At 53.0% G+C, this 18,331-nt stretch carries 21 protein-coding genes; 2 read left to right on the plus strand and 19 right to left on the minus strand.

Going from position 1 to position 18,331, the window contains the following annotated elements:
* Positions 1 to 17: 17 nt before the first annotated feature.
* The 10 genes from spoIIIAD to NSQ80_RS12755 form a co-directional block, all read right to left on the minus strand.
* A complete protein-coding gene (gene spoIIIAD, locus NSQ80_RS12710; RefSeq protein WP_009225776.1) occupies positions 18 to 407 on the minus strand; it encodes a stage III sporulation protein AD in 390 nt (129 codons plus the stop codon).
* Between the two features lie 11 nt (positions 408 to 418).
* Positions 419 to 622: a stage III sporulation protein AC gene (gene spoIIIAC, locus NSQ80_RS12715; protein WP_009225775.1), complete on the minus strand. Its 204-nt coding sequence runs from the start codon at positions 620 to 622 to the stop codon at positions 419 to 421.
* Between the two features lie 60 nt (positions 623 to 682).
* Entirely contained in the window at positions 683 to 1,201 is a 519-nt protein-coding gene (gene spoIIIAB, locus NSQ80_RS12720) for a stage III sporulation protein SpoIIIAB (RefSeq protein ID WP_009225774.1), read from the minus strand.
* Positions 1,194 to 2,192 (minus strand): stage III sporulation protein AA, encoded by a 999-nt coding sequence (gene spoIIIAA / locus NSQ80_RS12725; RefSeq protein WP_036645775.1) that lies wholly within the window; start codon positions 2,190 to 2,192, stop codon positions 1,194 to 1,196. Before spoIIIAA ends, spoIIIAB begins: the two co-directional genes overlap by 8 nt.
* Positions 2,193 to 2,320: 128 nt before the next feature.
* On the minus strand, positions 2,321 to 2,587 hold the full coding sequence (locus NSQ80_RS12730; RefSeq protein ID WP_260070618.1) for a YqhV family protein: 267 nt from the start codon (positions 2,585 to 2,587) through the stop codon (positions 2,321 to 2,323).
* Positions 2,588 to 2,721: 134 nt separating this feature from the next.
* Positions 2,722 to 3,975: an aspartate kinase gene (locus NSQ80_RS12735; RefSeq protein ID WP_260070617.1), complete on the minus strand. Its 1,254-nt coding sequence runs from the start codon at positions 3,973 to 3,975 to the stop codon at positions 2,722 to 2,724.
* Positions 3,976 to 4,175: 200 nt separating this feature from the next.
* Entirely contained in the window at positions 4,176 to 4,733 is a 558-nt protein-coding gene (efp, locus tag NSQ80_RS12740) for an elongation factor P (protein ID WP_260070616.1), read from the minus strand.
* Between the two features lie 164 nt (positions 4,734 to 4,897).
* Positions 4,898 to 5,971 carry a Xaa-Pro peptidase family protein gene (locus tag NSQ80_RS12745; protein WP_036645773.1) on the minus strand — a complete coding sequence of 358 codons (1,074 nt, stop codon included), beginning with the start codon at positions 5,969 to 5,971 and terminating at the stop codon, positions 4,898 to 4,900.
* A 52-nt stretch (positions 5,972 to 6,023) separates the two neighbouring features.
* Entirely contained in the window at positions 6,024 to 6,467 is a 444-nt protein-coding gene (gene aroQ / locus NSQ80_RS12750; protein WP_036645771.1) for a type II 3-dehydroquinate dehydratase, read from the minus strand.
* A 68-nt stretch (positions 6,468 to 6,535) separates the two neighbouring features.
* A complete protein-coding gene (locus NSQ80_RS12755; RefSeq protein WP_009225767.1) occupies positions 6,536 to 7,096 on the minus strand; it encodes a YqhR family membrane protein in 561 nt (186 codons plus the stop codon).
* A 184-nt stretch (positions 7,097 to 7,280) separates the two neighbouring features.
* Here NSQ80_RS12755 and NSQ80_RS12760 point away from each other — a divergent pair, with 184 nt between their 5' ends.
* Positions 7,281 to 8,279, plus strand: a complete 999-nt coding sequence (locus tag NSQ80_RS12760) for a DUF1385 domain-containing protein (RefSeq protein WP_009225766.1) — start codon at positions 7,281 to 7,283, stop codon at positions 8,277 to 8,279.
* 5 nt (positions 8,280 to 8,284) lie between these two features.
* The gene (locus NSQ80_RS12765) at positions 8,285 to 8,611 is read left to right on the plus strand and encodes a hypothetical protein (protein WP_339299291.1); all 327 of its coding nucleotides are present in this window, start codon (positions 8,285 to 8,287) and stop codon (positions 8,609 to 8,611) included.
* A gap of 41 nt (positions 8,612 to 8,652) precedes the next feature.
* On the opposite strand, the gene NSQ80_RS12770 is transcribed toward NSQ80_RS12765, so the two are convergent.
* The 9 genes from NSQ80_RS12770 to yidD form a co-directional block, all read right to left on the minus strand.
* Positions 8,653 to 9,627, minus strand: a complete 975-nt coding sequence (locus NSQ80_RS12770) for a patatin-like phospholipase family protein (protein WP_339299293.1) — start codon at positions 9,625 to 9,627, stop codon at positions 8,653 to 8,655.
* Positions 9,628 to 9,750: 123 nt separating this feature from the next.
* Positions 9,751 to 11,388 (minus strand): family 10 glycosylhydrolase, encoded by a 1,638-nt coding sequence (locus tag NSQ80_RS12775; RefSeq protein WP_339299295.1) that lies wholly within the window; start codon positions 11,386 to 11,388, stop codon positions 9,751 to 9,753.
* 133 nt (positions 11,389 to 11,521) lie between these two features.
* On the minus strand, positions 11,522 to 11,947 hold the full coding sequence (gene mntR, locus NSQ80_RS12780; RefSeq protein ID WP_009225761.1) for a transcriptional regulator MntR: 426 nt from the start codon (positions 11,945 to 11,947) through the stop codon (positions 11,522 to 11,524).
* A gap of 131 nt (positions 11,948 to 12,078) precedes the next feature.
* Positions 12,079 to 12,792, minus strand: coding sequence for a cytochrome c biogenesis protein CcdA (locus NSQ80_RS12785; protein ID WP_009225760.1), 714 nt, complete (start codon positions 12,790 to 12,792; stop codon positions 12,079 to 12,081).
* A gap of 26 nt (positions 12,793 to 12,818) precedes the next feature.
* The gene (locus NSQ80_RS12790; protein WP_009225759.1) at positions 12,819 to 13,622 is read right to left on the minus strand and encodes a metal ABC transporter permease; all 804 of its coding nucleotides are present in this window, start codon (positions 13,620 to 13,622) and stop codon (positions 12,819 to 12,821) included.
* A gap of 12 nt (positions 13,623 to 13,634) precedes the next feature.
* The gene (locus NSQ80_RS12795; RefSeq protein ID WP_009225758.1) at positions 13,635 to 14,396 is read right to left on the minus strand and encodes an ABC transporter ATP-binding protein; all 762 of its coding nucleotides are present in this window, start codon (positions 14,394 to 14,396) and stop codon (positions 13,635 to 13,637) included.
* A 35-nt stretch (positions 14,397 to 14,431) separates the two neighbouring features.
* On the minus strand, positions 14,432 to 15,430 hold the full coding sequence (locus tag NSQ80_RS12800) for a metal ABC transporter substrate-binding protein (protein ID WP_323076814.1): 999 nt from the start codon (positions 15,428 to 15,430) through the stop codon (positions 14,432 to 14,434).
* Between the two features lie 183 nt (positions 15,431 to 15,613).
* Positions 15,614 to 17,635: a methionine--tRNA ligase gene (metG, locus tag NSQ80_RS12805; RefSeq protein WP_339299299.1), complete on the minus strand. Its 2,022-nt coding sequence runs from the start codon at positions 17,633 to 17,635 to the stop codon at positions 15,614 to 15,616.
* A gap of 414 nt (positions 17,636 to 18,049) precedes the next feature.
* A complete protein-coding gene (gene yidD, locus NSQ80_RS12810) occupies positions 18,050 to 18,331 on the minus strand; it encodes a membrane protein insertion efficiency factor YidD (RefSeq protein ID WP_028538267.1) in 282 nt (93 codons plus the stop codon).

Here is an 18,331-nt window from a genome sequence, read left to right on the forward strand (position 1 = left end):
CTGATGCAATGCGCCTGCTAAGCCGGCAGCAGCTTGATGACCGTTTCGATAATAATGCTGATAATCGGAATGGCAAGCACCATGATGAGCACTTTGCCCGCCATTTCGATTTTGCTGGCGATGCTCTCCTGACCGGCATCCCGGACGATCTGTGCTCCAAACTCGGCGATGTAGGCGATCCCGATAATTTTCAGGATCGTCTTCAGATAGATCATCTGGACGCCGGACTTGTTGGCCAGATCCTCCAGCACCTCGATGATCCCGCCGATTTTTCCGATCAGGTACAGGAAGATCAGAACGCCCGTGCTTGCGGCAATCAGGAAAGCGAACATCGGCTTTTGTTCCTTGACGACCAGAACCAGCACGGTTGCGATGAGCCCGAGCCCTACAACTTGGATAATTTCCACGGAGCGCTCACCTACTGGAATAAAAAGATTGATTTGATTTCCTGAAACAGACTGTCAAGCAACCGGATGACCATGAACAGGACGACCACAAACCCGATCAGCGTCACCCAATGCGCCATGTCCTCTTTGCCCATCTGCTTCAATACCGTATGGATCATGGCAATGATGATACCGATGCCTGCAATCTGAAAGATGGCGTTCACTTCTATGTTCATTGATTTGGCACCTCACTAACGATTTCACAGGCGTCAATCAGCCGTGGAGGGAAATGGTATTCAGTAGAACAAAATGACGATGAACGCTCCGCACAAAAGCCCCAAGCTTCGATACATTTTCTCATAGCGGGCCTGTTCTTCCCGTGCTGCGGATTCCTCGCTCTCCAGCTGCCGTACGGCTGTGGCGATATGACCGAGTTGATCCTTCCGGTCGCTTGTCCCGAGCGTTAAGCTAAGCTGCCTTATGACCTCTTGCTCGGGCGCCTTCATCGCGGTATAGCTCCACAGCTTCGTTACGGCTTGTTCCAGACTCTCCTGGGCGGTTAGCGGGTGAGCGGAACTCATATGGTCCGCCGCACGAACGAAGATCGCTCGGATCGGCTCGCCGCTTTGCTCGCCGATTCTTCGGAGGGCGTCCGGAAGCGGTGTAAAGCCGTACATGATCTCCGTCTCGAGCCGCTTTAATGCGAGGATCAGCCTCCGGATTTGGCTTGGCCGTGCCGCGAATTGCCTGGCTTGCAGCCAGCCTGCCATGGTGGCAGTCAGCAGGACGAGTGCAGCTCCAAACATCTTAAGCATGCTCTTCCCTGCCTCTCCATCCGGGGGCGGCCGCCGGGATGCCGCGGCGTTTGCCGTCCCACAGCTTAAAGGCAAGTCCCTTATCCGTCCGCGCGATCACCGCATACATTTGGAAGAAGGAGCTTTCCGCCAGCCGGGACAATGCCGGGCGCGCAGCCAAATCGTCCACGCTTGAACCATGCGCCGTGGCGATGACGCGGACGCCGGCGTGCAGCGCTTCAGCCAAAGCCTCGGCATCCTCCGGTCGACCGATTTCATCGACGATGATGACATCTGGCGACATGGAGCGAATCATCATCATGATTCCTTCTGCCTTCGGGCAGCCGTCCATCACATCGGTTCGCGGACCCATGTCAAAGCCGGGCACTCCCCGCTTGCTGCCGGCGATTTCGGAGCGCTCGTCGATGACCGCAACCTTTAGCCCCGGCCAGGAGGCCTCGGGATGTCCCCAGGTTCCGCTGCTAATCTGGCGCGCTAAATCGCGAATCAGCGTCGTTTTTCCTTGCTGGGGAGGAGACAGGATTAAGGTGTGATACACCGTTTTGTGCCTGAAATCGAGTAGCCTCGGCAGGATCGGATCGGCAATGCCTCTAATTTCTCGGGCAATCCGCACGTTAAACCCGCTGATGTCCCGCAAGTGCTCCACCCTTCCTCCGCTGAGCAAGGTTCTCCCGGCTAGTCCGATACGATGGCCGCCGGCGATCGTGATAAACCCTTTGCGGAGCTCTTCCTCCATCGTATACAGCGAATGATTGGTGATCAGGTCAAGCAGCCGTTTGCCGTCCTGCTTGCCCGGTTTGTAAGCGGCGTCCGGATTCCGCGTCATCTCCCCGTCCGGCGTTAGAAAATAGTAGCGGCCACCCGTATTAATCTCCAGCGGTCGTTCCTCGCGTATGCGGATTTCTTCCAAAGCCGGAAAGATAGAAGGCGGAAGCTTCAGCAGCAAGTCCCGGAGATTGTCGGGAAATACGGTCAACCAACTCGGGTTCATAGGCTTACCCCCAAAACTCTTACTTTCATGCATGTCCATACCGCCTGGTTTGCTTTCTCTTATTTGGATTGTTTTTTGCTATATCACATGTGTATGCTTGTACTTGATCAATATGCTAGGGAACTCTATCATTTCTTCAAAATGCCGATTAAGAGACAAGTCACCCCGCACCCGATCCATGCCATCTTTCCCCACGACAATTTGTCGGCCATCCCGACAAGTCCAATGGACGTGGTGACAAGCAGAATGGTCGGGCCGACGAACGCCAGCGCCGAATTTACGGCCAGCGCCTTATCTACCCTGCCCAGCTTCAGCATAAGCAGCGCTGCTAGAATTTCGATCGTACCCGAAAAAATTCGCAAGGCCGCCATGCTTGTCACGAATTTATCAAGCATATATACCTCCTTCTTGTCCCATCTGTTCTCTTAACGATATGCCTGAAAATCTCTATTTATTAAAAAAAATCCCCCGAAGCGATTCGCTTCGAGGGATTCCTTTTTTCCCGTTCTTAAGTTGCTTGTTATGCGGATTAACGCCGCTCCTGCGGACCGCCAACAAATGCGGTGGTCTCCGCATCCAGACCATATGCCGTATGCAAGGCCTTCACGACATCGTTCAGCTTGCTTCCTTCAATCACGCAGGACACCTTAATTTCGGAGGTGCTGACCATCTCGATATTGACGCCTTGCTTGGAGATCACTTCAAACATTTGTGCCGCAACGCCCGGATGGCTGACCATCCCTGCGCCTACGATCGAAACCTTCACAAGCCCTTCCTGAGAGGTGACCTTCTCGTAAGGCAGCTCGTTACGGATCCCTTCCAACACCTTTACCGCCTTGTCGCAATCGGACAGAGCTACTGTAAAGGAGAAATCCGCTTTACCATCCGTTACGCCGCTTTGGACGATGATGTCCACGTCGATCTTGGCCTCAGCCAGAGAGCCAAACACCTTCGCCAGTACGCCGGGCACGTGCGATACGCCCAATATGCTGATTCGGGCCACGTTCTTATCATACGCGATCCCGCTGACTACCACACCTTGTTCCATATTGACTTCCTCCTTCACGACCGTACCTTCATGATTGTTAAAGCTGGAGCGGACGACGAGCCGTACATTATTGTGCTTCGCATATTCCACCGCACGGGGATGCAGGACCGCCGCGCCTAAGTTCGCGAGCTCAAGCATCTCGTCGTATGAGATTTCGTTCAGCTTGCGGGCATTCTTTACGATCCGCGGGTCGGTAGAATACACGCCGTCCACATCGGTATAAATCTCGCAATAATCCGCCTTTGTCGCCGCAGCCAAGGCAACGGCCGTCGTATCCGAACCGCCGCGCCCGAACGTCGTAATCTCCCCGTCCTCAGTCAAGCCCTGGAAGCCGGCAACGATAACGATATATCCCTCTTCCAACGACTTGAGCACCCGCTCCGGCTTAATATCGGTAATGCGTGCTTTGCCATGCTCCGCCTCCGTGCGGAAGCCCGCTTGCCAACCGGTATAAGAAACGGCCTTGGCGCCCAGCGCATCGATAGCCATCGCCATCAACGCGATCGAGATTTGCTCGCCGGTCGTCATCAGCATATCCATTTCCCGCAAAGGTGGGTCTGGATTGATCAGCTTCGCCTGATCGATCAAATCGTCCGTCGTATCGCCCATCGCGGAGACGACCACCATCACCTGATGCCCTTCCTGCTGTTTGTTCACAACACGCCGGGCGACGCGTTGTATGCGCTCCGTATCGCCTACGGAACTGCCTCCAAATTTCATCACGTATAAAGCCAAGTCAGACCCTCCCTAATGGTGCTCCAAATCGGAGCATTCAGCCCATTGAATCCAGTAACGCTTTAAACCAGTATAATACGAAAGACCCGAAGTTCGTCAATGGTTTTGCCGATATTAACAAAAATTCCTCCACCCAGGAAGGTGGAGGATGCCCGTTGGTACAAGACTCCGCCTGGAGCGGAGCCTTGACTACTGAGAGATTAAGCCCGCGAAATATATTTACCATCGCGTGTATCGATCAAGAGTACGTCGCCTTCATTAATGAAGAGCGGTACTTGAACGTTCAAGCCGGTTTCGACCTTGGCGTTTTTGGTTGCGCCGGTAGCCGTGTTCCCTTTGATTCCGGGTTCCGTTTCAATTACCTTCAGCTCGACGCTGTTCGGCAGGTTGATCCCGATAATTTCGCCTTGGTAGCTGACGATTTTTACGTTCATATTTTCTTTCAGGAAATTCAGTTCCCATTTCAGTTGATCCGACGTCAACGTAAATTGATCGTAGGTTTCATTATCCATGAACGTATGCTCTTGGCCGCTGGCATACAGATATGACACGTCGCGGTTTTCAATCATAGCCCGGCTGATCGTTTCGCCGGCACGGAACGTTTTCTCTACAATGTTGCCGTTCCGCAGATTTTTCAGCTTGGAGCGGACGAACGCTGCGCCTTTACCCGGTTTTACGTGTTGGAACTCCAGCACCGTATAAATGTCGCCGTCCACCTCGACGGTCAAGCCTGTTTTAAAATCGTTTACTGAAATCACAAAAGTACCTCCTCAAGTGGGTTAACACCTATATTAAAATTGAAAAATACCCAAAATTCAAGCTGTTCACGTAAGCTGCTGTTCCCCCACGATTGGAGTCCTTGCGAAACCACTTACTACAGCCGGGCATCCGGCCTTTCTGAAAGACCGGCGGCAACCCTATTTTAGCCTAGAGAAATAAAATCCTTCGTCGATTCCGTCAACCGGCGGATTCCGGTTTCCGTGATGACGACATCGTCCTCGATGCGGACGCCGCCGATTCCCGGCAAATAGATCCCCGGTTCAACGGTAACGACCATCCCCGGTTTTAGCACCGTGTCGCTCGCTTTGGAGACGCGCGGTGCCTCATGCACTTCCATTCCGAGGCCGTGTCCGGTGCTGTGTCCGAACTGTTCGCCGTAGCCGTAACGGGTAATCACGTCGCGCGCCAAAGCATCAGCTTCCCGTCCGGTCATCCCTGGACGAAGGAATTCCAGCGTATGCAGCTGGGCTTCCAGGACGATATCGTAAATTTCACGCAGCTTGGCGCTTGGCGTTCCCAAGGCTACCGTCCGCGTAATATCAGAGCAATACCCCTTATACAAAGCGCCGAAATCCATCGTGACCAGTTCGTTCGCCTGCATAATGCGTTCGCTGGCTCTCCCGTGCGGTAATGCGGAGCGTTCTCCCGAAGCCATAATCGTATCAAACGAAGGACCGGTGGCGCCGTTCTTCTTCATGAACGTTTCCAGTTCCAGAGCGGCATCCCACTCACTCATTCCCGGCTTCAGAACGTCGAGCATATGCAAGAAGGTCCGGTCCGCCAACTCAGCCGCTTCCTTCAGGATAGCCAATTCTTCGGCATCCTTGAAGATCCGCAGTTCTTCGACCAACCCGCTGAGCGGAACCAGCTTCACCGGCTTCAGCTCGCTTTCATACGTCCGGTAGGTGGCATACACCAACTGATCTTCTTCAAAACCAAGCCGTTCAATACCCTCTTGCTTTAGCAAGCTTTGAATGGTTCCGGTAACCGAAGCCCCGTGATCCACAATTTCGAACCCGGGCGCCTGTTCCGCAGCTTGGGTTAAATAGCGGAAGTCTGTGAGCAACCAGGCCTTCTGATGGGTAATCAGGACATAGCCGGAACTTCCCGTAAATCCCGTCAAATAGCAGCGGTTCACTTCTCCGGTGATGAGTACGGCTTCGATTTGCTGCGATGTCATCGCCTCGCGGAGCCGGGCTACACGTGTACTCGCCATAACCAACTCTCCCTTATTATAGAGGTAGTAACCTTCTTTATGATCTCTCCGTTTATTTTGCCCGCTCCAAGTGGCGTTTTAAGGCCAGTAGTCCCATTTCATATCCGTAGGATCCGAATCCAGAGATTTGACCGACAGCGATCGGCGCGATGACCGAATGGTGTCGGAACGCCTCACGGGCGTGGATATTGGACAAATGGACTTCAATCACGGGGATATTCACAGAAGTCAAGGCATCCCGAAGCGCATAACTATAATGCGTGAGTGCACCTGGATTCAACAGAATTCCATCCGTATTTCCGTAGGCGGCATGAATCCGGTCGATCAGCTCGCCCTCGTGGTTGGACTGAAAGAAGGATAACTCCAGCCCGTTTGGCGCAGCCAGTTCCTTCAGATTGTCTTCGATATCAACCAGTTTCTCGGAACCATAGACGCCGGGCTCGCGCACGCCAAGCATGTTTAAATTCGGTCCGTTCATCACCAAGATGCGGTACATGGCGGCTCCCCCTTTCCGAAAAATAACCAAAAACAATTTTAACATAGGAAGGAGTCGCTTGAGAAGCTTTAACTTTTTGATCCGCCCTCCATAGAAAGTGCCTGCTCGCGGGCTTTTTGGGGTTCACGTGCGCGCTCGTCCGTGTATTCCTCGGCCGTGGTATAACCGATGAACAGTCCCCACAGCAAATACAAACAAAACTCGCTAATGATCGTCGTCCGCGACAATTCGCGCAGCGGGGGAATCAGGTCGAGCAACGGACCCAGCACCCCAAATAAAATGCCCCACCATACGATGCCGTATAAAATCCCCGGACTTGGCCCCTTTAGCTTGCGGAACGCCAGCACATAAATCAGCGTCGCCAGAATGGATAATCCGATAAACGACAGCCAGCCCAAGTAATACCCGGCCTGACTATGCAAGAACGAGTTTTTGAAGAACGGCTCCAGCAGATAGCCGGGCAGCACCGAGGTAAAGCTCATATAAAAGAATACCCCCTTCACGCCGCCCCAAATTAATCCGGCAAACAAACCGATCTCCAGCGAGTACAGCCAGATGTTGGTGCGTTCCCGGCGTTGCTGACGCCACGGTTGAACCCGGCTTTGCATCTTCTCCTTGTCCGCTTTCATTCGCATCCTTCCTTTCCAAAGGAATATTTTCATGCGTTTTTTTGAAGATTAGTATGCACATTTCCAAAACGACTAATCCAACTAGAATTTGCCCGCAAAGTCCGTTACAATGGAATCATTACAAATCTTGATGTCTTGCCGCTAATGCCAAACCAAACTTATATATATTAGGAAGGTGAAAGTTTTGCCTGAACAATCAACACCGACGATTTACGGCGGCCAAGCCGTTATAGAAGGCGTTATGTTTGGCGGGAAATATGTCAATGTCACCGCCGTACGCCGAAAAAACGGGGAAATCAGCTTCTTGGAAGTCCCCAAGGAAGATAAGGAATGGGTCAAGAAGCTGCGCAAAATCCCGCTGATCCGCGGCATCGTCAGCATCGTTGACGCAAGCGCCAAAGGCTCCAAACACCTGAACTACTCGGCAGAGGCGATGGCCGATGACGAGATGGACCCCGAAGAACGCGCCAAACAGAAGGAAAAAGAAGAATCCGGCTTTTCTCTCACCATGCTGCTTGGGGTTGCAGTCGTGGGGATTTTGTCCTTTATCGTAGGAAAGCTCATTTTTACATTGGTGCCTGCGCTCTTGGAGCAGTACTTGTTCCAGCACGCTTTTGCCAGCCAGACGCTGCACTCGCTTATTGAAGGTGTCATTAAGATCGTTCTGCTGCTCGGGTATCTGTGGCTCATGTCCCAGACCCCTGTCATCAAACGGTTGTTCCAATACCACGGAGCGGAACATAAAGTGATCTCCGCGTATGAAGCGGGAGAAGAATTAACCCCGGCCAATGTGCAAAAATACTCTCGCCTGCATTACCGGTGCGGCAGCAGCTTTATCATCTTAACGGTGATCGTTGGCGTTATCATTTATTCCCTGCCGATATTCAGTTGGGACACGGTTTGGGAACGGATCTACATCCGGATCCTGTTGCTCCCGCTTGTGATCGGACTTTCCTTCGAAATGCTGCGGTTCACTAACGCGGTTCGCGACATTCCGGTGCTGCGGTTCCTTGGATATCCGGGGCTTTGGCTGCAGTTGTTGACAACAAAGGAACCGACCGACGATATGGTCGAAGTATCGATCGCTTCCTTTAACCGCATGCGCGAGCTGGATGCACAATTGGAACAGGTCGGCGTTATTGAGACGCCGGTGGGCACATCTTTGGATCCCTTGAAAGGATGAGTAACATGAGAAAACAAGGCATCATGTTTTGGATCATCGTCCTTCTAGTCGCGTTCTACATTATTGATGGTTTGTTTATCAGACATCAAATCGAGTGGAGCAGTATCATTGTTCCGGTGGCTGTCTTTGGCATCGTCTTCCTGCTTTATAAATACCCGCCGCGGAAATACCGGAAGGCACAGCAGCCCAAAATCAAGCCTTCCGCGCGTACGATGGCCAAAGTGGCTGCGGAACGGAAGAATCCCCGGACGGAGAAGCGCAAGACTTATCCGTTTCAAGTCATCGAAGGCAACAAAGGCAAAAACGACGACGATTTGCCGAAATATCATTAAAATGCAAAAGGACGGAACCGCTGGGGTTCCGTCCTTTCCTTTTATTTGAACGTGCTATTTGCTTGTTGGTACTTCTTAAACTGTTCTTCATATAGCTGCAGGCTCCAGTTGGCGAAAAACCGGTCCCCCGCCAGAAACCCGGATTCGAACAACAGCTGGCTTTCCTCCTCGCTAATATCAAATTGCGTAGTGCCGATGCCTAGCGTCGGAATTTTCACGGTACGATAGCGGTTGGATTGCTCAATGTACCGCTCATCATGGGCCGACAACATCGTCTCCACGATCGCCTGCAGCATCGTAAAGGGGCCGGTGATTCGATGCGGTTTATTCGTATTTTTGCCGACCATTTGAAAGCCGACCGTCGGAATAAGACGCCCGCCTTGCCGCGGTTCTTCCTGATCAAATAACCATAGCGGAAAATTACTGAGCAATCCGCCATCCACAATATGCAGAAATTGCTCGGTGAACGGCTTCCCTCTGGCCAGCTTCGGCGGCAATCGCAGCAACACCGGATCAAAGAAATACGGAATGCTGCAGCTCATACGAACCGCTCGGGCAACCTCAAACGTCGTTGGGTCGATGCCAATCTTCTCTAAATCGTCCGGCAGTATCATGATTTTCCCGCTGGTGATATCCGAGGCGATGATCGTCAGCTTCCCCCGCTCCAAATCGCCAAACGTCCGAATGCCCTTCACCAGTAAAAGTTGGCGGATCCACTCCTCCAACGCTTCCCCGGCATACAAGCCTTTTTTCAGCAAAACCCGAAGAGCGGGGCCAATTAATGCCAAATTAAAAAGGGGCGCTCTCTTCAGAAATTTGGTGAAGGACGTCGTCATAATCAGTTCTTTCATTTCGTCTGCGGTATAGCCTGCAGCAATCATTGAAGCGACAATTGAACCTGATGAGGTTCCGGCCACTCGATGAAACTGCGCTCCATGCTTTTCGGCTGCCCGGACCGCACCAGCCAACGATATCCCTTTGACTCCGCCGCCCTCAAACACTCCGTTAATCAGCATCCGGCGCCCTCCTCCCAACCCACATTCAGTTTACTGCTTATGTATGTTGGGAGAGGTGTACGTATGACTAAACAAAAAGACACATCCGTCAAGAGACGAATGTGTCGTGTACACCTAATCCTGTCAAGGCTGCACTCCATAATAAGACTGCAGCAGCGGGATCAGTCCCAGCGGGTTCTTGCGCAGGTCCTTGGCGCTAAAGAAGATGCTGCCGCTGATCTCGGGAATCTGACGGTTGTATTCGAGCTGATTGATGATTTCCTGTGCGCTGGACCAGCCGATCTCCGGCGTCCCTAGCTTATACGGCGCATGGCCGATGTACAGCTTCACGTTAGTCCCTCTTACCTCTTGGGCCCACCAGTCGGCCAGCAGGTCATAACGGACTTCCTTGCGCGTCATGCTCCAATACAGTTGTGGAGCGACGTAATTAATCCACTCGTTCTTAATCCACGTCCGAACGTCGGCATAAGTGCTATCGTACGCCGTAACACTAGCTTTCGTATCGGAGCCGGTCAAATCGTTTGACTTGTTCCGCCAAACTCCATACGGGCTGATGCCAAAAGAAACATAAGGCTTAGACGCTTCAATCCGTTGGCCTAATTTTTGCACGAACTGATTGATATTATCCCGGCGCCAGTCGCCTTTCGTTGCAATCTTCTTGGAGTTATAAGACTTAAACGTAGCGTCATCCGCGAATTTCTTTGAAGTCGTTTCTCCGGTCGGATAGAAATAATCGTCCAAATGAACTCCGTCAATATCGTACCCGTTCACGACTTCCATAATCGCACTGATGACGTGATCGCGCGCTTCCGGAATCCCCGGATTAATATACAGCTTGCCGTCGAACTTCACGATCCATTCCGGATGTTGGTTTGCGACATGATTGGCCGGAAGCTTGCTCGCATCGCTGCCTGTGCTGGCGCGGAACGGATTAAACCAGGCGTGGAATTCCATGCCGCGGCGGTGCGTCTCTTCGATCAGGAACTGCAGCGGGTCGTATCCCGGATCCTTGCCGGCGGTTCCCGTCAAATAAGAGGACCACGGCACCAAGGACGACGGATAAATCGCGTCCGCTGACGGGCGCACCTGAACGAACACTGCGTTCATTCCCATCGCCTGCACTTCGTCCAGCAGCTGTACGTATTCGGCTTTCTGGGCCTCTACCTTGCCGTACGAGCTCTTGCTCGGCCAGTCGAGATTAGAAACCGTGGATACCCAAACACCGCGCAGCCCGTTCGACGTATCAACTGCCGGCGGCTGAGGCACATCGCTTTGCGGGTCCTCCCCACCTACGCCTGGTTCCGGCTGAGTTGCTCCGGAGCCACTCAACAGGGTGATCGTACGGGTCTGCCCGTTCCAATTGACGGCAATACCAAGTTGCTCGCTGACAAAGCGCAGCGGCACCATCGTCCGGCCGGAGTTAATTTCCACGGAAGCTTCCAGGTTGATCGTACTTCCGCCGACTTGAACTGCAGAAGAACCTAACGTCAGAAAGATGGTACTGCCATCTTTTTGAATCGTTGCGGTTTTATCGGCTTGGGACCAGGCTACCCGGGCTCCCAGGTTCTCGCTGATGGCCCGAAGCGGGACCATGGTGACATTCGCCCCGGGCTTAATGTACGGCGAAGCATCGGTGGACAACACCTCACCGTCGAAAATAATCCGAATATCGGTTGCGGCTGCGGCCACCGGCGTATTCCCGGTATAAGGCCATAGGAAGAGCAACACTAGAATAGGAATAAACCATTTGCGAAATTTCATCAGTATCCTCCACATCATCGTTATGTACGGACGAACCGTGCTACTTTCTTAAACGTCACGCGGAGGTCAAGAGTTGCGCTCTTCAGGACAAAAAGAAGAAGCATCTGCCTTCACCGAAAGACAGATGCTTCTTCTACGATTCGTTGATCAGTTCCTGATGGACCTTTTCCAAGTCGCGTATCCGGTTGCTGTCCCGTTTGAAATATTCCACAAGCGTCGCAATTCGCGTGATGGAATCCCAGCTCAAATGATGTTCAATTCCTTCGACGTCTTTATAGATATTCTCGTGATCGACGCCGATCATCCCAAGAAACTCCTCCAGCAACTGATGCCGGTCTACGAGCCGTTTGCCGATTTTTTTTCCTTTATTGGTCAAAACAAGGCCCCGATATTTCTCGTAGATCAAGTATTCATCCTTGTCCAATTTCTGAATCATTTTCGTAACGGAGGAAGGATGAACCTCCAAACCTTCCGCGATATCGGACACGCGTGCGTATCCTTTCTCGTCGATCAGTTTGTAAATACGCTCCAAATAATCTTCCATACTGGGCGTTGGCATCTATCGATTCCCTCTTTTCCATGAGTTGACGCGGACAAACCTGTACGCATGTTAAACATTACTCTGTTAATGATACATGTTCTGATTGTCCGTTGGCAAGTGCACATCGGCACACTTTCCTTCGTCTCCCCCTAGAACTTCAACCATTCAGGCGTAATTTGCTGCAGCCAAATCGTGATTTGGGCCATACGGTTCGTAAACAGCAGCACGCCCATCAGCAGCATCAGCGCGCCGCCGATTTTCATCATGATGGCGGAATAGCGGAGAATCCATTTTGTCGATCCGATAAAGAAAGCCAGGACAAAAAAAGGCAAGGCAAACCCAAGCGTATAGGCGGTGATCAGTCCAATCCAGGTTCCCGGCTCCGTTACGGCTAATGCGATAATCGCCGCCAGAATCGGGCCAACGCAAGGCGACCAGCCCGCGGAGAAGCCAATGCCAAAAATAAACGAACCGATGTATCCGGCCGGCTTGAATTTCAAATTCATTTTCCGTTCCTTTAGCAGAAACTGCGGCTGGAAGATCCCCATGAGAAACAAACCCATACAAATGATCAAAATGGCGGATAATTGCCGGATCAATCCGCGATATTGATTAAAAAATTCACCAAACAGACCGGCGCCGAAACCCAGCGTATAGAACACAACGGAGAAGCCGAGGATAAACGCCAGCGTATGCGTCATCGTCCGGAAGCGAACGTCCCGTTTGCTTTGCTCCGTCTTTAATTGCTGCACGGACATCCCGGTAATATATGACAGGTAAGACGGATATAAAGGCAGGCAGCAAGGCGAAATAAAGGAAGCGACCCCCGCGCCGAAGGCAATCCCGAGATGGATGTCAGCCATAAGTACCCCCTATGTACCCTTGCGGGCTAGGCAGAGAATCCCCGTTTGCCCAGCAAAGTAAGTATCAGCATGCAGATCAGAAGCAGCACAATCGTCGCGCCCGGAGCCAAATTCCAGACACCCGCCACAATCAATCCGGCTATGACCGCGATTTCCGCAATGATCACGGAGAATACCACGGACATTTTAAAGCTTCGGGCGATGAGCAGGCTACAGGCAGCAGGAATCGTCAGCAACGCCGAAACGAGCAAGGCGCCAACGATTTTGATGGCGGTGCTGATCACCAATGCCGTCATAACCGTCAGCAGCAGGTTCAGCAGCTTCACCGGAATCCCGCTTACCGAAGCGGCATCTTCCTCAAAGGTTAGCAGGAAAAATTCCTTGAAGAAGGCAACGACAACGATCACCACCACCAGGGTGACGCCAAAAGCTACATATAAATCTGTTGTATCCAGCGTATAAATGCTGCCAAACAGATAGCTGACCACATCCGTATTGTAACCCATCCCCAGCGTAAAGAACAGGGAGGCCAGCGCAACGCCCCCGGACATGATAATGGCAATCGACAGCTCGGCGTAACCTCGATACGCTTTACGCAGCTTCTCGATGGCAAACGAGGCGACGACGGCAAAAGCGAGGCCAACCCCAACGGGATAGACCCCAAGCAAGAAACCTAAAGCCACCCCGGCGATAGTAACATGGGCCAGCGTATCACCGATCATCGAGAGACGACGCAGCACCAGAAAGATCCCGATCAAGGGTGCGGTCAATCCGATCAACAGGCCGCCAGCCAGCGCTCTTTGAAAAAAATCAGCGGATAATATCTCCAAAATAAACAACTCCTAAACCAACGAATGCTGCAGATCCGGGATCGCGCAGTCCTGCTCGTGCGAGTGGCGCACGTAAAATTTGATCGCCCCACACTGCTTGCGGGGTTCCTGGCCCAGCTTCCCTTCGATCATGCCGATATCATGGGAGACCATCAGAAACGTCATGTGATGATGGGCGTGCATATGAAAAATCAATTCAAAAAAATCGGCTTGCGTCTGAGCATCAATGCCGACGGTGGGTTCGTCCAAAACGAGCAAATCGGGTTTGTTCACGAGCGCCCGCGCCAAAAATACCCGCTGCTGTTGGCCGCCGGAAAGCTGGCCGATGCGCTTATGCTGGATATCACCGATCCGCATCACTTCCAGCGCATCATCACACTTGCGCTGTTCCTCACGGCCGATCCGGCGGAACAGCTTCTTGTTATTGTATAGGCCGGACAACACCACTTCGCGGACCGTCGCCGGAAACAGGGGATTAAAGGCGTTCTTCTGCGGCACGTAGCCGATCCGCTCCCAATCGCGGAAGCGCCGGATCGGCTCGCCGAACAAGCGAATTTCCCCTTCGGTTGGCTGCAGCAGACCGACCATCATCCGCAGCAGCGTGGTTTTCCCCGCGCCATTGGAACCGATCACGCCTACAAAATCCCGCTCGCGGACGACAAAGCTGAAGTCGGAGATCACTTGTTGTTCCTGATACGCGAAGGAAACGTGGTCAAGCTCGATTACACTGTCATGACAAACGGCATCCTGTGCCGTAGTTGCGTCGGATTTCATTTACTTAGCGTCCTTCCGGTACATATAGTTTCTTCTTATTGTAGAGCTTGGATCAGATTTTGCAAATTTTTCTCCATCAACGTAAAGTAATTATCGCCAGCTTGGGCTTGGGCTTTCGTCAGTCCTTCCACGGGATTGAGCACCAGCGTATCCACACCAGCTTCGGAAGCCAGCGTCTTGGCTAGTTTATCCGAAACGAGCTCTTCGAAAAATACATAACGAATGCCCTTCTCCTTCACCAGCTTCGACAATGCCACCAAGTCCTGAGCCCGCGGCTCAGCCTCCGGTGACAGCCCCATAATCGCATGTTGGGTTAGTCCGTAATCCCGGCACAAGTAGCCAAATGCTTGGTGGGAAACCACAATTTCCTTCTTAGGCAGCGAGGATAATTGCTCGGTGAACTTGGCATCCAATGCCTGCAGTTGACCCAGCAGTTCCTGATACCGGGCTTCATAAGCCTCCCTGTGCTCCGGATCTACCTCGATATAGCTGTTCTTGATATTCTCCGCCATGATGATCGCGGATTTCGGGCTAACCCAGGTGTGCGGGTCCACTTGATGGGCCGCCGTTTCCTCCTCATGGTCCAAGTCTGTTTCCGCTTCATGCCCGGCTTCTTCGCCATGCCCGTGACCGTCATCGCCTTCCGCTTCGATCAAATCGATCCCTTGGCTGACTTCCACGGTTTTGACTTTGGCATCTGCACCTAGGCCCTTCAGAAAGTTCGGAACCCATCCCTCCAGCCCAGCGCCGTTATACAAAAACAGCTGAGCTTTGGACGCATTTAAAATATCCTGGCTGCGCGGTGTCCAATCATGCGGCTCAACGCCGGTCGGCAGCAAATTGATGACGTTCGCTTCTTCGCCGCCAATCGTCTTGGCAAATTCATAGATCGGATAAAAGCTGGTGATCACGTTCACTTTGCCTTCTACGATCGTTCCGCTGCTTGCGTTCTTCCCGCAGCCTGCTAGAACGAACAGTAACGTAAGCCCCGCGGCTGCTAAGACGAACCCTCGCTTAAATCTATGTATAAACATCAATAACTCCCTCTCTTAATCGTAATGATTACCAACAAGGATTATAGGACCCTCCTCTTGGAATGTCAACCTCTATTATTCTTCCTTGAAGTCGTGCACAACAAACAAAACCGCCAGAGGAAGGTTCCTCTGGCGGCCTAGATCGATTGCGCGTGCTGCACAATTCATGCTTATCCGTTTTGCTTATTTCACGATGGCGCCATTTGGCATCGTATCCGGCACCGTCGCCAGCGTCAGCTGATCGCCTTGCGAAGCGGCGAGGATCATGCCTTGCGACAGCTCGCCGCGCAGCTTCACCGGCTTCAGGTTCGTCACGCAAATCACTTTGCGTCCAACCAGCTCCTCCGGCTTGTAGAACTTGGCGATGCCCGACACGACCTGGCGCTGCTCATAGCCTAGATCCAGCTGCAGCTTCAGCAGCTTGTCGGCCTTCGGCACCGGCTCGCAGGCGAGCACCTGCGCGACCCGCAGCTCTACCTTGGCGAAATCGTCGATGCCGATTTCGTCCTTCGGCTCCGGCTTCTCCACTGCCGGTGCCGGCGTCGACGCCGAAGCGGCAGCCGGGGCGGCAGCCTCAGCCGCCGGCGTACCCCCGGTCATCGAGTTCGAAATAAACTCGATTTCCTGCTCTGCGTCGAGCCGCGGGAAGATCGGCTCGCCTTTGACGAGCTTCGTTCCGGCCGGGATCAGGCCAAACGTCTTGGCGCTCTCCCAGGTCGTCAGCTCCCCGGGAGCGATGCCGAGCTGCGCCCAGATCTTCGCCGGCGCCTGTGTCAGGAACGGCTGCAACAGGATCGAGGCGATGCGCAGCGACTCGGCCAGATGCGCCATGACCGAAGCGAGCTCGCCTTTCTTCGCTTCATCTTTGGCCAGCACCCACGGCTGCGTCTCATCGATGTATTTGTTCGTTCGGCTGATAAACGCCCCAATATGGGTGAGCGCCACGGAGAACCCCATGTTCTCCATAACCTCCTCTACCTTGCGGACCGTATCCAGCGCCGCTTGCTCCAGCTCCGCATCAAACGCCGTGGCGTTTGGCTCATAAACCGGCACCTCGCCGCCAAAATATTTCTCCATCATCGCCACCGTACGGTTCAGCAGGTTGCCAAGGTCGTTGGCTAGATCGGAGTTCACCCGCTGTACGAAGCTTTCCGGCGTAAACGAACCGTCCGAACCGAACGGCACCTCACGCAGCAAATAATACCGGGTAGCATCAAGCCCGTAACGGTCGATCAGCACGTTTGGATCCACGACGTTGCCCTTGGATTTGGACATTTTCCCGCCCTTCATCAAGAGCCAGCCATGGCCAAACACCTTCTTCGGCAGCGGCAGCCCCAGCGCCATCAGCATAATCGGCCAGTAAATCGTATGGAAGCGCACGATTTCTTTCCCCACGAGATGAACGTCTGCCGGCCAATACCGCTCAAACAGCTCTTGATTGTCCGTGCCGTAACCAAGGGCCGTGATGTAGTTGGACAACGCATCGATCCACACGTACACGACATGCTTCGGATCGCCTTTGACCTTCACGCCCCAGTCGAACGTTGTGCGCGAGACGGCCAAATCCTCCAGCCCCGGCTTGATGAAGTTGTTGATCATCTCATTCTTGCGGGACTCCGGCTGAATGAAGTCCGGGTTTTCCTCATAGAACTTCAGCAAACGATCCACATACTTGCTCATCCGGAAGAAATAACACTCTTCCTTCACCAGCTCTACCGCATGGCCGCTCTCCGGGCTTTTCCCGCCGATCACTTCGCCTTTTTCATTGCGGATGACATCCACCAGCTGCGATTCCGTATAATACGTCTCGTCAGGAATGCTGTACCAGCCTTCATATTCCCCTTTGTAAATATCCCCTTGCTTCAGCAAACGGTCAAAAATCGCCTCCACGACCTGCTTATGCCGCGGCTCCGTTGTGCGGATAAAGTCATCGTAGGAAATGTCCAGCTTCTCCCACAGCTGCTTGATCCCCGCCACGATCCCGTCTACGAACTGCTGCGGGGTTTGGCCTTTTTCCTTCGCTTTCTGCTCGATCTTCTGTCCGTGCTCATCCGTCCCCGTCAAATAGCGGACATCAAAGCCGCGCAGCCGCTTGTACCGCGCCATGGCATCCCCCGCCACCGTCGTATAGGCATGGCCGATATGCAGCTTATCGCTTGGATAATAGATCGGCGACGTAATGTAAAATGTTGGTTTGTTGGACATCGCGATTCATCTCCTTTTATTTCATGACAAATACAACAAAAAAACTCCCGCCCCATATGGGGCGGGAGAGTTCTCACGCGTTACCACCCAATTTCCCCGCTCCTTCACAGGCTGCGGGCTCCGTTGGTCGAAATTCGACCGTCCGTTAACGCCAGACTCTACGCCATCTCCTTACCGAAGCGCTGCGCATAAAGCGCACGCTGCTCGGCTCAAAGACGGTTCCTCCCGGACCATATTCCAAAGACGCTCCAGACCGGTTTGCAGCTCCCCCGGCTCTCTGTGGCTGGATCCAATCCTTGTACTCATCCGTTCACTGGAAAGTATTGAGGTTGAGGTTGTTCATTTCAAACTTTATATTAAAAAAATTTCCAAACCGTGTCAAGCCGCGCTGGAGTTGGTCTCGCACAAATGCGATTAGGCTTGTCCGCCGCTCAGCGGAGGCGTGCCTTGCTCTCCCCCGCGCTTCTTCTCTACCTTAGGGGGAACCGGATCATAACCGCCCGGATGAAACGGCTGGCATTTCACGATCCGTTTGGCCGCCAGCCAAGACCCTTTCAGCGGGCCATGGACCTCAATCGCCTCCAAAGCATATGCCGAGCAGGTCGGATAAAACCTGCAGGTTGGCGGCTTGAGCGGCGAAATAAACTTGCGGTACACGTGGATCGGCGCCTGAAACGTTTTGCGGACGAGCCCCAT

Origin of the sequence: Paenibacillus sp. FSL K6-2441 (genome assembly GCF_037964765.1) — a bacterium.
Classification (GTDB): Bacteria; Bacillota; Bacilli; order Paenibacillales; family Paenibacillaceae; genus Fontibacillus; species Fontibacillus phoenicis.